Origin of the sequence: Achromobacter sp. Root170, from assembly GCF_001428165.1 — a bacterium.
In the GTDB taxonomy this organism is placed as follows: domain Bacteria; phylum Pseudomonadota; class Gammaproteobacteria; order Burkholderiales; family Burkholderiaceae_B; genus Achromobacter; species Achromobacter mucicolens.
This window is the reverse complement of the sequence record NZ_LMHN01000012.1, coordinates 194,780-214,921: the sequence shown is the minus strand read 5'-3', so window position 1 is coordinate 214,921 and position 20,142 is coordinate 194,780. Positions and strand designations below refer to the sequence as shown.

Below are 20,142 nucleotides of genomic sequence, written 5' to 3'. Positions count from 1 at the left end.
CCTTAGTAAGACGGCGGCGGCAGCAGCGGCACGCGGCGGCGTTCCTTGCCGAACACGGACCGGTACGCCAGGATGTTGAACACCAGCACGACCGGTATCCCCACCACCGCGCCGGCCATCACGAGCCGCATCGAGCCCAGCGCGCCCGCGCCGTCCCACAGCGTCATGTCGTCCAGGATCAGGTACGGGAACAGGCTGTAGGCCAGTCCGCTCAGCATCAGCAGGAACAGCGCGACCGTCAGCACGAACGGCAGCCAGCTGAAGCGGTCGGCGCGGCCGGGCAGCCGTGCCAGCAGCATTTCCGCGGCCACGAAACCGGCCAGCATCAGCACCCACACCGACGCCGCGAGGCTCAGGTGCGCGATGTTGCTCCATTTGTAGAAGATGCCGGCATTGGCCAGGCCCAGGGTGACCGCGATCGACACCATGCCCACGGCGGTCCAGCGGATCGCGTGGCGCGCCCAGTTGGCCGCGCGGCGCTGCAGGTCGCCATCGACGCGCATGACCAGCCACGCGGCGCCCAGCAGCACGTAGGCCGCCACCGCGCACAGGCCCACGAACATCGCGAACCAGCCATAGCCCGCATCGGACTGGTAGCCCGTGGCAATGCGGCCAAGCAGCACGCCCTGGCCAAAGGCGGTGATGAGCGAGCCCGCCCAGAAAGCGAAGATCCAGCGCGGCTTCAATTCGTTGCGGGCGCGGATGCGGAATTCGAACGCAACGCTGCGCAGCACCACCCCCAGCACCATGAGCGTCAGCGGTCCGTAGAGTTTGCCCAGCACGGCGCCCCAGGCAAACGGAAACGCCGCCGCGAACAACCCCATGCCCAGCAGCAGCCAGAATTCATTGGCGTCGCGCCACGGGCTGAGCAGGCTCATCATGCGGCCGCGCTCGTGCTCCGGCGCGATCTGCAGCAGGATGCCCACGCCGAGATCGAAGCCGTCCAGGACCATGCCCGCGGCAATCACGACGAACAGCAGCGCCATTAAGGCGAGCGGCATCCAGAAAGAAGGATCGTCGGGGCTCAGGCCTTGGGAGGCCGCCAGCATGGCGATCATGGCGCACCTCCGCTCAGCTTGCGCACGGGCACGACGCCGTAGCGCGCGGCATGGAACAGCATGCCGGCGAACGCGGCGAGCAGCAGCGCATACAGCACCCCGTAGCCGGCCAGGCCATACAGCACGGTGCTGGACGGCATGGAGCCCAGGACTTCGGATTGCGTGACCGTGCCGTTCACGACGAAGGGCTGCAGTCCGATGATGGACACCCACCAGCCCGCCACGACGGCGATGCCGCCGGAAAACATCATGCCGCACAGGACCCGCTGCCACCACGGCGGCAGGGCCGACGGGTCCAGGCCGCGGCGGAAGGTCCACAGGAAGGTCACGCAGGCCACGGCCAGCATCAGCAGGCCCAGGCCCACGGCCACGCGCACCGACCAGAAGGTCACGGCCACCGGGGGCAGCATGCCCGAATACTTGTCCAGGCCCTGGTAGGTGCCGTCCGCATTGCGGTGCAGCCACATGCCGCCCGCATTGTTGAAGGTAAGGTCGCCGACATTGACGTGCGCCCGGGCGTCCGGCCAGCCGAACAGCACCAGCTGCGGCACGGGACCGCTCTGCCAGAAGCCCGCCGCGGCGGCGGCCTTGGCCGGTTGCAGCTTGGCCATCATCTGGCCCGCGCCGGTTGCGACCGGCACTTGCAGGAAGGCGGCCACCACGGCCACCACCAGCGCCGTCTTGAACGCGCTGCGCTCGCCCTCGCCCAGCGGCCGGCGCAACGCCTGCAGCGCGGTCACGCCCATCATCAGGAACGAGGCGGCCAGCGCCGCGCCGACCATCACCACGGCCAGACGCCAGCCGACCGAGGGATTGAGCACCACTTTCATCCAGTCGTAGACCTGATAGCGGCCGTCGACCAGCAGCGCGCCATCGGGCGTCTGCATCCAGGATTGCAGGGCCAGCACCCAGAACACGGCCACGACCTGCCCCACCGCCACCATCAGGACGGCCAGCGTGTGCGCGCCATCGGACACGCGGCGCTGGCCGAACAGCATGACGCCCAGGAAACAGGATTTGAGAATGAAGACCGACAGGATGCCGTAGCCCAGCAGCGGACCGGCCACGTTGCCGATCTTGTCCATCAGCCCCGCCCACAGGCTGCCGATCTGGATCAGGACGGGCACGCTGGCGGCCAGCGTCAGCACGAAGGATAGGGCGAAGATGCGGACCCAGAAGCGGTAGGCCGCCGTCCAGCCGCCATGGCTGGACCACCGCGCGCGGATCTTGAAGAACAGCAGCACCCAGGCCAGGGCCAGGGAGACGGCGAGAAACAGCGCCAGGAAGCTAAGACTGGCCACGAACTGCGCCCGGGCCAGGGATAGGGTCGAGATATCCATAATGGCCCGTAGTGTAGAGCCAGTTACACGACTACGGGGGCGGATTGAAACCGGTTGCAGGCGTGACGAAAAGGGGCGCGGTGCGGAACGTGGCAAAATTGACGCTTTGTCGCTGCTTTTTCCTATTCTTTCAAGAATGACCTCCGCCACGACGCCGACCCCCGCCGCATCAAACTTCCTGCTCAACATCGTCCAAGACGACCTCGAAGCCAACCGCTTCCAGGGCAAACGCTGGGCGGGCAAGCCTGGCCCGGCGGCCTTGCAGCAGCAGGGGGAAGCGGACCCGGCCCGCATCCGCACGCGCTTTCCGCCGGAGCCCAACGGCTACCTGCACATCGGCCACGCCAAGAGCATCTGCGTGAACTTCGGCCTGGCGCGCGACTTCGGCGGTGTCTGCCACCTGCGCTTTGACGACACCAACCCCGAGAAGGAAGACCAGGAATACGTCGACGCCATCATCGAGGCCGTCCACTGGCTGGGCTTCGACTGGAAGGCCGACGGCCGCGAGAACCTGTATTTCGCCAGCGACTACTTCGGCTATATGTATGAGTTCGCCGAAGCCCTGGTCGAAGCCGGCCATGCCTACGTCGACGAGCAAAGCGCCGACGAGATTCGCGCCAATCGCGGCACCCTGACCGAACCCGGCACGGATTCGCCCTGGCGCAACCGCCCGGCCGCCGAGTCCATCGCGCTGTTGCGCGAGATGCGCGACGGCAAGCATCCGGACGGCAGCCTGGTGCTGCGCGCGAAGATCAACATGGCTTCGCCCAACATCAACCTGCGCGACCCGGTCATGTATCGCGTCCGCCACGCCACGCACCACCGCACCGGCGACCAGTGGTGCATCTACCCGATGTACAGCTGGGCGCACCCGGTGGAAGACGCGCTGGAAGGCATCACGCACAGCGTCTGCACGCTGGAATTCGAAGACCAGCGTCCGTTCTACGACTGGATCCTGGCGCGCCTGGCCGAACTGGGCAAGCTGGCCCAGCCGCTGCCGCATCAATACGAATTCGCCCGCCTGAACCTGAGCTACGTGGTCACCAGCAAGCGCAAGCTGCTGCAACTGGTGAAGGAAGGCCACGTGGACGGCTGGGACGATCCGCGCATGCCCACCATCTTCGGCCTGCGCCGCCGCGGCTACACGCCCGCGTCGATCCGCCTGTTCTGCGACCGCACCGCGGTGTCCAAGTCCGACTCGCGCATCGACTACAGCCTGCTCGAGCAAGCCGTGCGCGACGATCTGGACCCCATCGCAGCGCGTTCGGTCGCCGTGCTGGACCCGATCAAGCTGGTCATCACCAACTACCCCGAAGGCCAGACCGAAACCTGCACCGCGCCGCGCAATCCGCATGACCCCGAAGCCGGCGTGCGTGAATTCCCGCTGTCGCGCGAACTGTGGATCGAACGCGACGACTTCCGCGAGGAAGCGCCCAAGAAGTATTTCCGCCTGTTCCCGGGCAACACCGTGCGCCTGAAGTACGGCTACGTCGTGCGCTGCACCGGCTTTACCAAGAACGAAGCCGGCGAGGTCGTCGAAGTGCAGGCCGAGTACCTGCCCGACACCAAGAGCGGCACGCCGGGCGCGGACAGCGTCAAGGTCAAGGGCAACATCACGTGGGTGAGCGCGGCGCACGCGGTGCCTGCCCAGATTCACCTGTACGACCGCCTCTTTGCCGATCCGCGTCCGGACGGCGGCGACAAGGACTTCCTGGCCTGCCTGAACCCCAACTCCAAGCAGACCGTCACGGCCTGGCTGGAGCCCGGCACCGTGGCCACGCCCGGCGCCACCTGGCAATTCGAGCGCCTGGGCTATTTCACGGCCGACCTGAAGGACTCGACGCCTGACGCGCCGGTGCTCAACCGCATCGTGACCCTGCGCGATTCCTGGGCCCAGGGTTGACGCGCCCACGCGCGCAATACCGGGAAAAGGCGCCTTGCGGCGCCTTTTTCTTTCGCCGTGCGCCCGGCGCAGGCCGTCCCGGGCGGGTTATCATCCCCGACATCCCGCAGCCGGTCGAGGACGCCGTTTTCCGGCGTCCAGACCSCCAGCCAAAATCAAGATGAACACTGAATCGCTAGCCCTGGACTTCAAGAGCGCCACCCTTTATGCCATCCGGGTGGTTTTGCATAGTGCCGATCCCGAACGCCTGAACGCTGCGCTCGCCAAACGCATGGCCGATGCCGGCAGCTTCTTTGAAAACGAGCCCGTCGTCATCGACGCCAGCCGCGTCGAGGAAAAGATCGATTGGACGGCATTGGTGGCGGCGCTGCGCGGCCACAACCTGCCCCCGATCGGCGTGGTGGCCGAAGGCGCCAACCTGCAGGCCGCGCGCGAAGCCGGCCTGACGCCCGTCGAACTGTCCACGCCGGCAGCGCGCCCCGCCCCCGTGGTGGACACCGCGCCGCCCAACGACGTCGCCACGCCGGTGCCGTCCGTGCCCGCGGCTGCGGTCGAAATCGCGCCCGCGCCCACCGACACCTCGGCCCAGGCCGCGCCGGCGCCTGCGTCCGATGCGGCCGCGCAAGACAAGCCCGCGGCCGATGAAGCCGCCGATGCGCAGGCTGCCGCCCCGGCGCCCGATGCGGATCCCCTGCCCGCCCGCGCGGCCAGCAGCACCACGTCCGCGTCCAGTCCGACGGCCGCGGCGCCGCACTCGTCTTCGGCGCTGGTGATCACGCGCCCGCTGCGTTCGGGGCAACGCGTCTATGCCCGCCACACGGACCTGGTGGTGATCGGCATGGTCAGCCAGGGCGCCGAGGTCATCGCCGACGGCAACGTGCACGTCTACGGTCCGCTGCGCGGCAAGGCCATGGCCGGCGCGCGCGGCGATACGTCGGCGCGCATCTTCACGACGCATCTGGATGCGGAACTGCTGGCAGTGGCGGGCGTGTATCGCGTGGTCGAGGACAAGCTCGACCGCACGCTGCAGAACCAGCCCGCGCTGGTCCGGCTGGATGGCGACACGCTGCGCATCGAAGCGCTGAAGGCCTGATGCCGCGCGCTGTGTGCGGCATCCTGCAAGACGGCGGCCCGGCAGCGGCCCGCTCAAATCTCAACACATCCTGTAAGAAGCCTTACACGGGCTTTTTGCTTTACGATAACGCGATTTATTCGAACATAAGGGTTTGATCGTCATGACACGCATTGTTGTGGTGACTTCCGGCAAAGGCGGCGTGGGCAAAACCACGACGAGCGCCAGTTTTTCCGCGGGCCTCGCGATGCGGGGCCACAAGACCGCTGTCATCGACTTCGACGTCGGCCTGCGCAACCTCGACCTCATCATGGGTTGCGAGCGTCGCGTGGTGTATGACTTCGTCAATGTGATCCAGGGCGAGGCGACCCTCAAGCAAGCGCTCATCAAGGACAAGCAGCTCGAAAACCTTTTCATCCTGCCGGCTTCGCAAACGCGCGACAAGGATGCGCTGACGCAGGAAGGCGTGGAAAAGGTCATCAACGACCTGAAGGAAATGGGTTTCGACTACATCGTCTGCGACTCCCCCGCGGGCATCGAGACCGGTGCGCTGATGGCGGCCTACTTCGCGGACGACGCGCTGGTGGTCACCAACCCCGAAGTCTCGTCGGTGCGCGACTCCGACCGTATCCTGGGCATCCTGGCCGCCAAGTCCAAGCGCGCCGTCGAGGGTGACGAGCCCGTCAAGGAATACCTGCTGCTCACGCGCTACAACCCCAAGCGCGTGTCCGACGGCGAAATGCTGTCGCTGACCGACATCGAAGACATCCTGCGCATCAAGCTCATCGGTGTGATTCCCGAATCGGAAGCCGTGCTGCAGGCCTCGAACCAGGGTTTGCCGGCCATCCACCTGAAAGACACCGACGTCTCGGAAGCCTACAAGGACGTGGTCAGCCGTTACCTTGGCGAAGACAAGGCCCTGCGCTTTACCGACTACGAAAAGCCGGGTTTCCTGAAACGCCTGTTCGGAGGCAAGTAAGCGATGTCCTTCCTGTCGTTTCTGCTCGGTCAAAAGAAGACCTCCGCGTCCGTCGCCAAAGAACGGTTGCAGATCATCCTTGCCCACGAGCGTGGCCGCGGGGATTCCCCCGATTACCTGCCGCAACTCCAGCAGGAACTGATCGCGGTCATTTCCAAGTACGTGAAGATCAATCCCGAAGACATCAAGGTGCACCTGGAACGCCAGGACACGCTCGAGGTGTTGGAAGTGAAGATCGAAATGCCGCAGAACGAGACCTGATGTCTCTGCTGTGCGCCGGCCTTGCCGGCGCGCATTGCGCAAAAAAAACGCCCGGCATTGCCGGGCGTTGCTTTTGGGGCGACGAAGGCTTAGCGCTTGCCCACCTGGTCGCCGATCACACCGCCGATCGCCGCGCCGCCGACCGTGCCGAGCACGCCGCCGTTGGTGATGACGGCGCCCGCCACGCCGCCCAGTGCGGCGCCGCCCACGGTACTCTTCTGGCGATGGCTCATGCCATCCCACGATGAACAACCCGCCATGGTGGCAGCCAGCGCCACGGCGGCACAGATCTTGGAAAGCGATGCGATTTTCATGATGAAGCTCCTGTTCTTTTACCCGGGGCCGCACCGGTGAACCCAAACGCGAGCGCGCGGACCTTTTTTGGGGTTAGGAGCCTTCAGGATCGCAAAATATCCGGGGACATGGTGTTAGGTTTGCCCAGGAATTGTGTCAAAGGGAGAGCAAATCGTTGCGCTCTCCTGGGGACGATGTTGCAGGCGCGGGCCGCTATTTGACCAGACGTAACACGTCGCGAAAGCGCGGGTGCTCGCAGGTTTCCATCCAGTCGAAAATCGCCATTTCCGACGTGACGATTTCCGCGCCGTGCGCGCGGGCGCGGCGCAACGCGGCATGATGGTCCGACGGCTTGCGCGAGCCTGCCGCGTCCGCGACCAGCACGGCCTTGTAGCCCAGTTCCACCAGGCCGATGACGGTTTGCAACACGCAGATGTGCGCCTCGCAGCCGGCCACCAGCACCGTGCGGCGCGAGGCCGGCAGCCAGCCGTCGAAACCCGGTTCCCGGGCCGAGGAAAAGTGCATCTTCTGGAAGGTGGCCTGGACCAGTTCGCGCAACGGGTCCACGGTCACGCCCAGCATCTTGCTGTGGTGCTCGGTGGCCACGACCGGCACATCAAGCAGCCGCGCCGCCTGCGCCAGCTTGTGCGCGGCGTTGAGCACGGCATCGCCGTCGTGGATGACAGGCATCAGGCGGCCCTGCATGTCGACGATCAGCAGGGTGGAATCGGTGGCGGACAGCAGCATGGTGAAGACTCCCAGGACAAGCTGTCAGCATAACGCCTGGCCGAAAAAAATCCCGGCGCTTGGCCGGGATGCTTGGCGTGTATTCCTACTGGCTGGTGGTCTGACACCCTTGCGGCGGCGTCTTGAATTGACGCCAGTGCCACCTGGGTGTCAGACACCAGAGGAATCGGCTTTCGTCTTTTTACTTCAGCGCCTTGTAGCGCAGGCGCTTGGGCTTGGCGCCCTCTTCGCCCAGGCGGCGCTTCTTGTCGGCTTCGTATTCCTGGTAGTTGCCGTCAAAGAACACGACTTGCGAATCGCCTTCGAACGCAAGGATGTGCGTGGCGATACGGTCCAGGAACCAGCGATCGTGGCTGATGACCATGACGCTGCCCGGGAACTCGAGCAGCGCGTCTTCCAGGGCGCGCAGCGTTTCGACGTCGAGGTCGTTGGACGGTTCGTCAAGCAAGAGGACGTTGCCGCCAGCGATCAGCGTCTTGGCCATGTGCAGGCGGCCGCGTTCGCCGCCCGAGAGCTGGCCCACGACCTTGTTCTGGTCGCCGCCCTTGAAGTTGAAGCGGCCCAGATAGGCGCGCGACGACATTTCGAACTTGCCCACGGTCAAGAGGTCGGCGCCGTCAGCCACCGCGTCGAATACCGTCTTCTTGTCTTCCAGCGCGTCGCGCGACTGGTCGACGTACGCCAGCTTGACGGTCTGGCCGATCTTCACTTCGCCCGAATCCGGTTGCTCGCGGCCGGCGATCATGCGGAACAGCGTGGACTTACCGGCGCCGTTCGCGCCGATGATGCCGACGATGGCGCCCGGCGGCACCTTGAAGCTGAGGTTGTCGATCAGCAGGCGGTCGCCGTAGGCCTTGCTGACGTTGTTGAACTCGATGACCTCGTTGCCCAGGCGCTCGCCCACGGGAATGAAGATTTCCTGGGTTTCGTTGCGCTTCTGGTATTCGTACGAAGACAGTTCCTCGAAACGCGCCAGACGCGCCTTGGCCTTGGCCTGGCGGCCCTTCGGGTTCTGGCGCACCCACTCCAGTTCCTTCTTGATGGTCTTCTGGCGCGCGGATTCGGAGGACTCTTCCTGCTTGAGGCGGTCTTCCTTCTGTTCGAGCCACGAGCTGTAGTTGCCCTTCCAGGGGATGCCGTAGCCGCGGTCCAGTTCCAGGATCCATTCGGCCGCGTTGTCCAGGAAGTAGCGATCGTGGGTCACGCCGACGACGGTGCCGGGGAACTTGTGCAGGAATTGCTCCAGCCACTCCACGCTCTCGGCGTCCAAGTGGTTGGTGGGCTCGTCCAGCAGCAGCATGTCGGGCTTGGACAGCAGCAGGCGGCACAGGGCCACGCGGCGCTTTTCACCGCCGGACAGCTTGCCGACGATGGCGTCCCAGGGCGGCAGGCGCAGCGCGTCGGCGGCGATTTCCATCTGGTGTTCGATGTCGTCCGCGCCGCTGGAAGCGGCGGCGGCGATGATGGCTTCGAGTTCGGCCTGTTCAGCGGCCAGCGCATCGAAATCGGCGTCGGGTTCCGCGTACGCGGCGTAGACCTCGTCCAGGCGCTTCTTGGCGGTGACGACGGCGCCCAGGCCTTCCTCGACCGCCTGGCGGACGGTGTGCTCGGGATTGAGCTGCGGTTCCTGCGGCAGGTAACCGATGTTCAGGCCGGGCATGGGCACGGCTTCGCCTTCGATCTCGCGGTCGACGCCCGCCATGATCTTCAGCAGCGTCGACTTGCCCGAGCCGTTCAGGCCCAGCACGCCGATCTTGGCGCCAGGAAAAAACGAAAGCGAGATATCGCGCAGGATCTGCCGCTTGGGCGGCACGATCTTGCCGACGCGGTTCATGGTGTAGACGTATTGGGCCATGGGCTCGTAGGTGAGATATAGCTGAGAAACCGTTGATTGTAGGCCGGAACCCTGACCGGCGTGCGGCAGGCGTGATCCGGCCCCATGCCGCCTCAGCGGGTTTTTGCCGCGCGCCCCGGCATGCCCGGCGTGCGCATCTGCGCCAGCATCACGCCGGCCAGCGCCAGCGCGCCGCCGGCGATGTGAAAGAGATGCGGCTTTTCATCGAGGAACAGCGCCGCGATGGCCACCGTGAACACGGGCATGACGTTCAGGAAGATGCTGGCGCGGTTGGGCCCCAGATGGCGCACGCCCTGCATCCACAGATATGGCGCGAACAGCGACGGGAACACCGCGGCATACAGCACCAGCGGCACGTTGGCGGCATTGAGGGGCGACGGCGCGGCCATCAGGAAGGCGGGAAGCTGGAACAGGATGCCGAACGCGACCTGCACGTACAGCGACTGCCACGGCCCCACCGGCAGCGCCCAGCGCCGCAGCAGCACGCCGTACAGCGCATAGGCCAGCGCGCCCAGCCCCATCAGCACGTCGCCATGGTTGGCGCCCACCGACAGCAGCCGGGCCGGATCGCCCTCGCCGATCAGCAGCGCCAGCCCGGCCAGCGAGACCAGGCTGCCCAGCACGGCCATCGCCGAGGGCCGCTCACGCATGATGACCGCCATGACGGCGATGGTCATGAGCGGAATCATCGCGGTGATGAAACCCATGTTGGTGGCGGTGGTCGAGGCGGCCGCCACGTACGCGAGGCCCTGATACAGCGCCATGCCCAGTCCGCCCAGCACCGCGAACTTCGGCAGATGCGCCAGCACCTGGCGTCGCTGCGCCCAGACGCCAGGCAACGCAAAGGGGGTGAGCACGATGCCCGCCAGCGCCCAGCGGTAAAAGCCGATGGCGGCGGGCGCGATCACGCCGGCCGCCATCTTGGTCACGATCATGTTGACCGACCAGATCAGGGCGGCCAGCAGGGGAAACAGGAAAAAGCGGAGGGGAAGCTGCGGAGCGTCGGCGCGCATGTTTGAAACGGAAAGGCAGGAAGACGAAAGCCGGCCAGTGTAGGCCTCGTCCGGCTTGATGTATACGTCACCGATATGCAGCCGCCCCGGCACGCCATCCGGATACCGCACACGTTTGTTCGTAATCCAAGCGCCCGATGCAACGCAGCGCCGTTCGCGCGACAATAGCGCCTGACGTATCTGCCGTGCCGTCGCGGCTTCATCGCGCCCAGGAACCAACATGTCCGCCTCAGCCACTCCGCCCGCTTCCTTGACCCATTTCAGCGCCCCCGAACTGGACATGCTGGCCAAGACCGCGGACGCCCTCAGCGCCTATCTGGGCAAGCCTGTGCTGGCGGAAGTGGTGCTGGGCGACGAAGGCACCGAATGGGTGACCTACGGCGTCCCAATGGACGAGAAAGCCGAGGCCGACGAGGAACAGACGCACGTGCAGATGGGCGGGCCGGGCGCGCGCCTGCTCGGCAACCGCGGCGGCCTGCCGCAGTCCGATGACGACACCTACGACTGCCTGTACCTGTGGGCGATCCAGATCTCGCTGAACGACGGCGAGCGCTTCATCAAGCTGGACCACGACGGCGAAGAATCCGCCTGGTCCGACAACCTTGAGGAAGTGCTGCCTTTCGCCCTAACCGAGGAGCCGCAGCCCGATCCGGACGAAGAAGACGAGGAAGAGGACGACGACGCGGACGACGAGGACGACGACACGCCCTACGACGACGTCCACAACCACCGCCATTGAGCGCGGCGCGCCGCAGCCCGGGCAGGCGCCCGGTCCGCGGCGGCGGCAGGATCACACGGTGATCCGGCCTTCCTCGACGGCATGGCAGGCCACGATCGACACCCCCGCCAGCTTCGCGGCCGGCGCCTCGGCCTTGCATCGGTCGTTGGCGTGCGGGCAGCGCGGATGGAAGGTGCAGCCGGACGGCGGATTCAGGGGATTGGGCACCTCGCCCGCCACCGCCGTGCGCGGCTTGCCCGCGCCGTTGATGTCCGGAATCGCCTCGAGCAGCATCCGCGTGTAGGGATGCCGCGGCCGTGCAAAGAGTTCGTCGCGCGGCGCCACTTCCACCATGCGCCCCAGGTACATCACCCCCACGCGGTCGGCGACGTGGTGCACGACGGCCAGGTTGTGGGAAATGAACAGGTACGTCAGCCCCAGCTTGCGTTGCAGGTCCTTCATCAGGTTCAGCACCTGCGCCTGCACCGACACGTCCAGCGCCGAGGTGGGCTCGTCGCACACCAGGAACTCCGGATTGACCGCCAGCGCCCGCGCGATCGAGATGCGCTGGCGCTGACCGCCCGAGAACTGGTGCGGATAGCGGCCCTGGTCCGCCGGGTCCAGCCCCACCTGCCGGAGCAGATCGCCCACGCGCGCGACGCGCTCGTCTTGCGTCATCTGTGTGTGGGTCAGCATCGGCTCGGCGATGATGCGGCCCACGCGCCAGCGCGGATTCAGGCTGGCATAGGGATCCTGGAAGATCATCTGCAGGCGCTTTCGCAGGACGCGGCCGCCCGACTCGGACATGCGCGACAGCGGCTGGCCATCGAACTGGATGTCGCCGCGGGTCAGGCCGTACAGCCCCACCAGCATGCGGGCGACCGTCGATTTTCCGCAGCCGGATTCGCCCACCAATGCGAGCGTCTCGCCGCGGGCGATGTCGAACGACACCCCGTCCACCGCGCGCAGCATCACTTTGGGCTTGCGCGCCAGCGTGCGCTCCAGCCAGGGCGGCGACACGTCGAACCAGCGCGCCGCGTCCTTTACTTGAACCAAGGGCGTGCTCATGCGGCCACCTCCAACGTATTGCCTTTGTCATGCAGCCAACAGGCCGCGCGCGACGTGCCCGCAGGCATCAGCTCGGGGCGGTCGTGCGCGCAGCGCGGCAGGCGCTGGCCGCAGCGCGGGTTGAACGCACAGCCCGGGGGAATGGCGTTCAGCCGCGGCATGCTGCCGTCGATCTGCACCAGCCGCTCGATGTGGCCTTCGAGCGTGGGAATGGACCCCATCAGCCCCGCCGTGTAGGGGTGGCGCGGCTTGTGGATCACGTCGGCCACCGGCCCGATCTCGGCCACGCGGCCGGCGTACATCACCGCCACGCGGTCGGCGGTCTCGGCGATCACGCCCATGTCGTGCGTGATCAGCATGACGGCCGTGCCGTTCTCGCGGCACAGGCGCTTGAGCAGTTCGATGATCTGCGCCTGGATCGACACGTCCAGCGCGGTGGTGGGTTCGTCGGCCACCACCAGCTTCGGCTCGGCGGCCAGGGCCAGCGCGATCACCACGCGCTGGCGCATGCCGCCGGAAAACTGGTGCGGGTAGTGGTCGATGCGCTCGCGCGCGGCGGGAATGCCAGTGGACGCCAGCAGTTCCACCGCGCGGTTGCGCGCCTGCGACCACGTCATGTCCAGATGCGTGACGATGGTTTCGGCCAGTTGCCTGCCCACCGTGTACAGCGGGTTCAGGGAGGTCAGCGGGTCCTGGAACACCGCGCCGATCTCGCGGCCGCGCACGCGGCGCATCTGTTCGTCGGGCAGATTGTCGATGCGCCGGCCCGCCAGCAGGATCTCGCCGGCGGCAATGCGGCCCGGCGGTTCGAGCAGGCCGATGATGGAAGCGCCGGTCAGCGATTTGCCGGCGCCGGATTCGCCCACCACGCCCAGGACTTCGCCAGCCTGGATGGAAAAGGACACATCGTCCAGGGCGCGTAGCGTGCCGCGGCGCGTGGGAAATTCCACGCGCAGGTTGCGGACTTCGAGTAATGCGCTCATGGTTACCCTCAGTTCAGACGCGGGTTGAGTGCGTCGCGCAGCCAGTCACCCAGCAGGTTGACCGACAGCACCAGCAGCACCAGCGCCGCGCCCGGGAAAATGGTGATCCACCACTCTCCGGAAAACAGGAAATCGTTGCCGATCCGGATCAGCGTGCCCAGCGACGGCGCGGTCGGCGGCACCCCCACCCCCAGGAACGACAGCGTCGCCTCGGTGATGATGGCGGTGGCCAGGTGCACCGTGGCCAGCACCAGCACCGGACCCAGCACGTTGGGCAACACGTGGCGGAACATGATGACGGGCGAGGCCACGCCGATCACGCGCGCGGCCTGCACGTATTCGCGGTTCTTTTCGACCAGCGTCGAACCGCGCACCGTGCGGGCGTACTGCGGCCAGCCGGCCAGCGCGATGGCGCCGATCAGCACCGGAAAGGCGATGATCTCGTGCATCTCGCGCGGCACCGCCGCCCGCGCCACGCCGTCGATCAGGAGCGCGATCAGGATGGCGGGGAACGAGAGCTGCACGTCGGCGACCCGCATGATGAAGGCGTCGATGCGGCCGCCGGCATAACCCGACACCAGCCCGAGCACGATGCCGATCAGCATGGACAGCAGCACCGAGGCCAGGCCGATCAGCAACGACACGCGCGTGCCGTACAGGATGGCCGAGTACAGGTCGCGGCCCTGGCTGTCGGTGCCCAGCAGGTACGTGGCCTGCCCGTTGGGTTCCCAGGCCGGCGGCAGCAGCGCGTCCAGCAGTTCAACCTTGGTCAGGTCGAACGGATTGTGCGGCGCGACCCAGCCGGCCCCGAAGGAGCCGATCAGAAGGGCCGCGAGCAGCAGGGTGGCCACGATGGCCACGGGCGCCCGGCGCCAGGCCCAGGCAATGTCGCTGTCCCACCAGCGTTTGAGTACGGCGCGCATCAGTGAGCCCCCCCGCCGCGAGTCAGCCCGGAACGCAGCCGCGGGTCCACGACGAAATACAGAAGATCGACGATCAGGTTGATGACCACGAACACCAGCGCGATCAGGCACAGGTAGGCGGCCATCACCGGCACGTCGGCGAATTGGACGGCCTGGATGAAGAGCAGGCCCATGCCCGGCCACTGGAACACGGTCTCGGTCACGATGGCGAAGGCGATGATGCCGCCCAGCTGCAGGCCGGTGATGGTGATGACGGGCACCATCGTGTTCTTGAGCGCGTGGCCGAAGTGGATGGCGCGGCGCTTCAGGCCCCGGGCGCGCGCGAACTTGATGTAGTCCGAGCGCAGGACCTCCAGCATTTCGGAGCGCACCAGCCGCAGCACCAGCGTCATCTGGAAGAGCGACAGCGTGATGGACGGCAGGATGAGATGCTTCCAGCCCGTGGCGGTGAACAGGCCCGAGGTCCACCAGCCCAGGCTGACGGTATCGCCGCGCCCGTAACTGGGCAGCCAGCCCAGTTGCACCGAGAACACCAGGATCAGCAGGATGCCGATCAGGAAGGTCGGCAGCGACACGCCCAGCAGCGACCCGGCCAGCAGCATCTGCGAGACCAGGCTGTTGCGCTTGAGCGCGGTGTACACGCCCAGCGGCACGCCCACGACCAGCGCCAGCAAGGCAGCCACCATCGACAGCTCAAGCGTGGCGGGCAGGCGGGATTTCAGCAGGGTGGAAACGGGTTCGCTCTGGCGCAGGGAGATGCCGAAATTGCCCTGCACGGCGTTGGCCACGAAATGGCCGAATTGAACGATGGCGGGCTCGTTCAGGCCCAGGCGTTCACGCAGTTCGATGCGCTCGGCATCGGTGGCGTCCTGTCCCAGCATGATGGTGACAGGGTCGCCGACGTATTGAAAAAGCACGAAGGCCAGTAGCGCGACGGTGAGCATCACCGCTACGGCCTGCAACAGGCGACGCAGTATGAAAGCGAACATAGGCGGAAAAAAGCAAGACGGCGGAACCGGGTAGGTCCCGCCGTCTGGTTAGCCTGGATCAGTCAACCTTGACCCAATCGGCAACGAGGCGGTTGTCGGCACGGTGGATGACCGTGACGTTCTTGCGCATGGCCCAGGGGATGACCTGGTCATGCAGCGGGATGTGCCCGAAGTCCTTGGCGTGCCCTTCCAGCACGGTGATGATGTCGGCGTCGCGCTTCTTCGGATCGGTCTCGGTCTTGATCCGGTCGATGATGACGTCCAGTTCCTTGTTGCTGTAGTTGCCCAGGTTGTACATCCCGTCCGCGCCCTCGCCCTTGGTGCGGATCAGGTTCTGCAGCGTGTACATGGCGTCGAACGTGGGCACGCCCCAGCCGAACAGGTAGGCGCTGGTGTCGAACGACTGCACCTTCGGGAAGTAGGTGGAACGCGGCATGGCATTCATGGTGGCCTTGACGCCGACCTTGGCCCACATGCCGACGACAGCCTGACAGATGGCTTCGTCGTTGATGTAGCGGTTGTTCGGGCAGTCCAGCGTGAAGTTCAGCGTGCCGTCGTAGCCGGCTTCCTTCAGCAGGGCGCGGGCCTTTTCGGGGTCGTAGGGCACGCGCTTGTGCAGAGATTCGGCCCAGCCATGCACCTGCGGCGCGATCATCGTGCCGGTGGGCGCCGACAGGCCGCGCATCACGGCGCGTTTGATGGCGTCGACGTCGATGGCGCGGTACAGCGCTTCGCGCACGCGCACGTCCTGGAACGGGTTCTTGCCCTTGATGTTGGAGTACTGCAGCTCCGGACGCTTCTGGTCCAGGCCCAGGTAGATGGTGCGGTATTCGTTGCCCTCGACGACCTTCTGCGACTGGCGCAGGCGGTCCAGGTCTTGCGCGGCCGGATCCAGCACGAAGTCGATCTCGCCGGACAACAGCGCGGCGGTGCGCGTGGCGTTCTGCTTGATCGGGGTGAACACGACTTCGGTCACGTTGCCGACCTTGCCGGCCTTGTTCCACCAGTCCTTGTTTTCCTCGAAGACCGTGCGCACGTCGACTTCGCGGCTCTTGAGCTTGTAGGGACCGGTGCCGTTGGTGTTGCGCGCGCCGTAGGTTTCTTCCTTGTTGACGAAGTCCTGCGGCTTGGCGATTTTGTTCTTTTCGGACCAGGCCTTGTTCATGATGAACACGTTGGTCAGCTGGCGCAGCAGCACGGGGTTGGGCGCGGAGGTTTCGATCTCGACCGTCAGGTCGTCGATCTTGCGCGCTTCCTTGATGCCGGTGGTGTAGGCCTTGTAGTTGGACGTGGGCGCCATGGCGCGGTGGATCGAGAACACCACGTCGTCGGCGGTGAACGCGGCGCCGTCATGGAACTTGACGTTGGGGCGCAGCTTGAAGCGATACAGCGTGGGCGACACCTGCTCCCATTCCGTGGCCAGTCGCGGCGACACCTTGAAGGACTTGTCGTAGTCGACGAGCGGCTCGTAGATGTAGCTGTTGGCGGCGATCGTCATGCCCTCGTTTTGCGAGTGCGGATCGAACGTGAGGATGTCGCCCTGGGCGGCCCAGCGGAAGGTCTTGGCTTGCCCGATCGAGGGCACTGCCACGGCGGCGGCGATCGCGATAGCAATCAAAGTGCGGCGCATAAGTGTCAACTCCTGACAGTAGTCTGAATACCGGCGCGAGTGTGCCTAGCGGCGAGACCCGCGTCAATTCAGGGTTTGTGCGTACCGGAGGGGGTTTTCAGAGAGCGGGAGCAATCAGGGACGCATAAGCATGTAACGAAATAATCGGACCGAACGATGTTCGAGTGCGTGCTTGCAACGGAAGGCGTCACTCGTCGGTGTCGATGGGCAGTTCCAGCGGCACGTGCTCGGTCATCAGAACATCGAGCATTTCGATCAGCATCGCGGCCTTGGCTTCGCCGAAGGGCGCGAGCACCGCCTTTTGATGCTGCAAGGCCTGCTCGCACAGCCCGCCGATGAGGTTTGAGCCCTTGGCCGTGATGCAGACCCGCGTCTGACGGCGGTCTGCGCGTACGCCGGTGCGGGCCACCAGCCCGTCGGCCTCCATGCGCTGCACGACCTTACTGAGCGTGGGCTGCTTGGTGATGGCCAGCACCGCCAGGCTGCCGATGGTTTCGCCGGCGCTGCCCTGAAGACTGGCCAGCACGCGCCATTCGGTCACGGACAACCCGGCGGCCTTGACCTGTTGATGGAATTCCGCCGAGATGCGCTGGCTGGCCTGCGCGAGCAGGTAGGCCAGGTAGCCATCGACGAACCGCGGGCCCGTTGCGGCCGCGCGCGTGCCGCGTGGCTTATCTGCCTGCATGTTGGTTTGCTCCCACGCACCCATTTCGAAGGTCCGCCCCGTTGCCGAAAAGCGCATTGCACCACGACGGCGCAGCCGCGCGCCATGATGTACCGCAATGCTGTTGCGCAGCACAGGGTATACCCCAAATCGCAACCCGTTTTTGCACCATTGCAGCGCTCCGAAACCGTCAAAAAGCTAAAGGACAACCAGTATATACACCCTTGTTTTTGCGTGATATTTTTTAATTTCCATGAAATTTCATCTTTTTTATTGACAGCTAAAACGTTGACTCCTAAAGTATTTTTCAGGCGATGTTTTCGTGGCAGGACGATGCTGCACGGCAGCACGGATTAAGGACCCGCCCGGGTCCGCGTAAGGGATCCAGATGGCGGAAAGATCTTTCAAGAAAGAAGTCCAGCAGCTGCGCATCGGCGCGGGTGAGGAATTTCGCGGCGAAGGGATTCTTGCCGTCACGAAGGCGCTGCTTCAATCGGGCGTGGGCTACGTCGCCGGCTATCAGGGTTCGCCGATCTCGCATCTGATGGACGTGCTGGCCGACGCCAACGACATCCTGCAGGAACTGGGCGTGCACTTCGAGGCCAGCGCCTCGGAAGCCACCGCCGCGGCCACGCTGGCCGCCTCCGTCATGTACCCCATCCGCGGCGCCGTCACCTGGAAATCCACGGTGGGCACCAACGTCGCATCCGACGCGCTGGCCAACCTGGCGTCGGGCGGCGTCACGGGCGGCGCGCTGGTCATCGTGGGCGAAGACTACGGCGAAGGCTCGTCGATCATGCAGGAACGCTCGCACGCGTTCGCCATGAAGTCGCAGATCTGGCTGCTGGACCCGCGTCCGAACCTGGAAAGCATGGTCAAGGCGGTGGAAGACGGCTTTGCGCTGTCCGAAGCCAGCAAGACGCCCGTGATGCTGCAACTGCGCATCCGCGGCTGCCACGTGCACGGGCGCTTCATCGCCAAGGAAAACAAGCGCCCGGCCTTCAGCCTGGCCGAGGCGCTGGAAAGCCCGGCGCGCGACACCAGCCGCATCGTGCTGCCGCCGGCGTCGTTCCTGCACGAACAGGAAAAGATCAAGGAGCGCTGGCCCGCGGCCATCCGCTACATCAAGGAACACCAGCTCAACGAACACTTCGACGGCGAGCAGGACGATATCGGACTGATCCTGCAGGGCGGCCTGTACAACGGCGTGATTCGCGGGCTGCAGCTCCTGGGCCTGGCGGACAACTTCGGCAACAGCCGCATCCCGCTGTACGTCATGAACGTGACCTACCCCGTCATCGAGGACGAGGTCATCGACTTCTGCCGGGGTAAGCGCGCCGTGCTGCTGCTGGAGGAAGGCCAGCCCGACTACATCGAGCAGAACCTGCATGCGGTGCTGCGCCGCGCGGGTGTGAGCACGCAGTTGTCCGGCAAGGACGTGCTGCCGATGGCAGGCGAATACACCACCCAGGTCATGCGCGACGGCCTGCGCGAATTCCTCAAGCGCAACCGGCCCGAATCGCTGCAGACGCATCCGGCCGTGGCGGCGGATGGCCAGGCGCAAGCCCCGGCTGAACCGCAGGCGGAACCTGCCGCGATCTCGATCACCGAAATCTCGCGGCCCAAACCGCCGCGCCCCGCCGAGCAGCCCATCACCTTCCACAAGCACGTCGAAGGGCTGGCCGCCGTGGTGCCGCCGCGGCCCGCAGGCTTCTGTACGGGCTGTCCGGAGCGGCCGATCTTTTCGGCGCTGACGCTGGCGCAGGAAACGCTGGGCCAGCACCATATCTCGTGTGACATCGGCTGCCACCTGTTTTCCATCCTGCCGCCGTTCAACCTGGGCGCCACGACGATGGGCTACGGGCTGGGCGCCTCCAGCGCGGCCGCGTTCAACGTGCCGGCCGCCAAGCGGCCCATCTCCATCATGGGCGACGGCGGCTTCTGGCATAACGGGCTGGCGTCCGGCATCGGCAACGCGGTGTTCAACAAGTACGACGGCGTCATCGTCATCGTCGACAACTTCTACGCCTCGGCCACCGGCGGGCAGGACATCCTGTCCTCGCGCGCCGACAATCCCGACCGCTCGACCAACAACCCGATCGACCAGGCCGTGCGCGGCGTGGGCGTGAAGTGGGTGCGCACGCTGGACCGGACCTACGACGTCGCCAAGGTGCGCGCCACGATCGAAGAGGCGCTGACCACCGACATCAAGGGTCCGAAGGTCATCATCGCGCAGTCCGAGTGCATGCTGAACAAGCAGCGGCGCGTGAAGCCGCTCTTCAATAAGGCGGTCAAGGAGGGCAAGCGGGTCGTGAAGGAACGCTTTGGCGTGGATCCGGATGTCTGCACGGGCGACCACGCCTGTATCCGGCTGTCCGGCTGCCCGTCGCTGACGGTCAAGGACAGCGGCGATCCCCTCAAGGAAGATCCGGTCGCGCACGTGGAAAGCAGCTGCGTGGGCTGCGGCAACTGTGGCGAGGTCGCGCATGCGGCCGTGCTGTGCCCATCGTTCTACCGCGCCGACATCATCCACAACCCGACCGGCGCCGACCGCTTCGTGGCGCGCCTGCGCGGCGCGGTGATCGGCTTTCTGCAACGGCGCCGCGCGGCGCGCCTGGCGCACGACGCCCTTTGAGGAACCCAGC

Annotated in this window: 18 protein-coding genes; 6 read left to right on the top strand and 12 right to left on the bottom strand. The window is 65.8% G+C overall.

The features are described 5' to 3' along the window. Positions 1-2 precede the first annotated feature (2 nt). Together ASD87_RS11175 and ASD87_RS11170 are read right to left on the bottom strand one after the other, a co-directional pair. A complete protein-coding gene (locus tag ASD87_RS11175) occupies positions 3-1,058 on the bottom strand; it encodes a cytochrome d ubiquinol oxidase subunit II (RefSeq protein WP_056321157.1) in 1,056 nt (351 codons plus the stop codon). Then, on the bottom strand, positions 1,055-2,398 hold the full coding sequence (locus ASD87_RS11170; protein WP_056321154.1) for a cytochrome ubiquinol oxidase subunit I: 1,344 nt from the start codon (positions 2,396-2,398) through the stop codon (positions 1,055-1,057). Before ASD87_RS11170 ends, ASD87_RS11175 begins: the two co-directional genes overlap by 4 nt. A 136-nt stretch (positions 2,399-2,534) precedes the next feature. Between ASD87_RS11170 and ASD87_RS11165 the strand changes: the two genes are divergently transcribed. From ASD87_RS11165 to minE, 4 genes are all read left to right on the top strand, one after another. Further along, on the top strand, positions 2,535-4,301 hold the full coding sequence (locus ASD87_RS11165; RefSeq protein WP_056321152.1) for a glutamine--tRNA ligase/YqeY domain fusion protein: 1,767 nt from the start codon (positions 2,535-2,537) through the stop codon (positions 4,299-4,301). 160 nt (positions 4,302-4,461) lie between these two features. Further along, complete coding sequence (gene minC / locus ASD87_RS11160) at positions 4,462-5,394, top strand: septum site-determining protein MinC (protein ID WP_056321149.1); 933 nt, start codon at positions 4,462-4,464, stop codon at positions 5,392-5,394. 142 nt (positions 5,395-5,536) lie between these two features. Continuing rightward, the gene (gene minD, locus ASD87_RS11155) at positions 5,537-6,352 is read left to right on the top strand and encodes a septum site-determining protein MinD (RefSeq protein WP_008158705.1); all 816 of its coding nucleotides are present in this window, start codon (positions 5,537-5,539) and stop codon (positions 6,350-6,352) included. Positions 6,353-6,355: 3 nt separating this feature from the next. Beyond that, positions 6,356-6,613: a cell division topological specificity factor MinE gene (gene minE, locus ASD87_RS11150; protein WP_006217654.1), complete on the top strand. Its 258-nt coding sequence runs from the start codon at positions 6,356-6,358 to the stop codon at positions 6,611-6,613. Between the two features lie 89 nt (positions 6,614-6,702). Here the strand turns inward: minE and ASD87_RS11145 are convergent, their stop codons facing one another. The 4 genes from ASD87_RS11145 to ASD87_RS11130 form a co-directional block, all read right to left on the bottom strand. Further along, entirely contained in the window at positions 6,703-6,927 is a 225-nt protein-coding gene (locus tag ASD87_RS11145; RefSeq protein WP_056321146.1) for a glycine zipper 2TM domain-containing protein, read from the bottom strand. A gap of 193 nt (positions 6,928-7,120) precedes the next feature. Continuing rightward, the gene (locus ASD87_RS11140; protein WP_056321142.1) at positions 7,121-7,654 is read right to left on the bottom strand and encodes an isochorismatase family protein; all 534 of its coding nucleotides are present in this window, start codon (positions 7,652-7,654) and stop codon (positions 7,121-7,123) included. Positions 7,655-7,835: 181 nt separating this feature from the next. After that, positions 7,836-9,509, bottom strand: a complete 1,674-nt coding sequence (gene ettA, locus ASD87_RS11135) for an energy-dependent translational throttle protein EttA (RefSeq protein WP_056321139.1) — start codon at positions 9,507-9,509, stop codon at positions 7,836-7,838. A gap of 92 nt (positions 9,510-9,601) precedes the next feature. Further along, entirely contained in the window at positions 9,602-10,522 is a 921-nt protein-coding gene (locus tag ASD87_RS11130) for a DMT family transporter (RefSeq protein WP_056321137.1), read from the bottom strand. Positions 10,523-10,742: 220 nt separating this feature from the next. On the opposite strand from ASD87_RS11130, the gene ASD87_RS11125 reads away from it, so the two are divergent. After that, the gene (locus tag ASD87_RS11125; protein WP_056321133.1) at positions 10,743-11,261 is read left to right on the top strand and encodes a hypothetical protein; all 519 of its coding nucleotides are present in this window, start codon (positions 10,743-10,745) and stop codon (positions 11,259-11,261) included. A gap of 51 nt (positions 11,262-11,312) precedes the next feature. Here the strand turns inward: ASD87_RS11125 and ASD87_RS11120 are convergent, their stop codons facing one another. From ASD87_RS11120 to ASD87_RS11095, 6 genes are all read right to left on the bottom strand, one after another. Further along, positions 11,313-12,308, bottom strand: a complete 996-nt coding sequence (locus ASD87_RS11120) for an ABC transporter ATP-binding protein (protein ID WP_056321130.1) — start codon at positions 12,306-12,308, stop codon at positions 11,313-11,315. After that, positions 12,305-13,291 (bottom strand): ABC transporter ATP-binding protein, encoded by a 987-nt coding sequence (locus ASD87_RS11115; protein ID WP_056321127.1) that lies wholly within the window; start codon positions 13,289-13,291, stop codon positions 12,305-12,307. The genes ASD87_RS11120 and ASD87_RS11115 overlap by 4 nt, the downstream gene beginning before the upstream one ends. Before the next feature lie 8 nt (positions 13,292-13,299). Continuing rightward, on the bottom strand, positions 13,300-14,214 hold the full coding sequence (locus ASD87_RS11110) for an ABC transporter permease (protein WP_056321125.1): 915 nt from the start codon (positions 14,212-14,214) through the stop codon (positions 13,300-13,302). After that, the gene (locus ASD87_RS11105) at positions 14,214-15,203 is read right to left on the bottom strand and encodes an ABC transporter permease (protein ID WP_008158681.1); all 990 of its coding nucleotides are present in this window, start codon (positions 15,201-15,203) and stop codon (positions 14,214-14,216) included. The genes ASD87_RS11110 and ASD87_RS11105 overlap by 1 nt, the downstream gene beginning before the upstream one ends. Before the next feature lie 58 nt (positions 15,204-15,261). Then, positions 15,262-16,833 carry an ABC transporter substrate-binding protein gene (locus tag ASD87_RS11100; protein WP_056321122.1) on the bottom strand — a complete coding sequence of 524 codons (1,572 nt, stop codon included), beginning with the start codon at positions 16,831-16,833 and terminating at the stop codon, positions 15,262-15,264. Positions 16,834-17,020: 187 nt separating this feature from the next. Next, on the bottom strand, positions 17,021-17,518 hold the full coding sequence (locus tag ASD87_RS11095; protein WP_056322688.1) for a MarR family winged helix-turn-helix transcriptional regulator: 498 nt from the start codon (positions 17,516-17,518) through the stop codon (positions 17,021-17,023). A 367-nt stretch (positions 17,519-17,885) separates the two neighbouring features. Here ASD87_RS11095 and ASD87_RS11090 point away from each other — a divergent pair, with 367 nt between their 5' ends. Continuing rightward, a complete protein-coding gene (locus ASD87_RS11090) occupies positions 17,886-20,132 on the top strand; it encodes an indolepyruvate ferredoxin oxidoreductase subunit alpha (protein WP_056321119.1) in 2,247 nt (748 codons plus the stop codon). Positions 20,133-20,142: the final 10 nt, after the last annotated feature.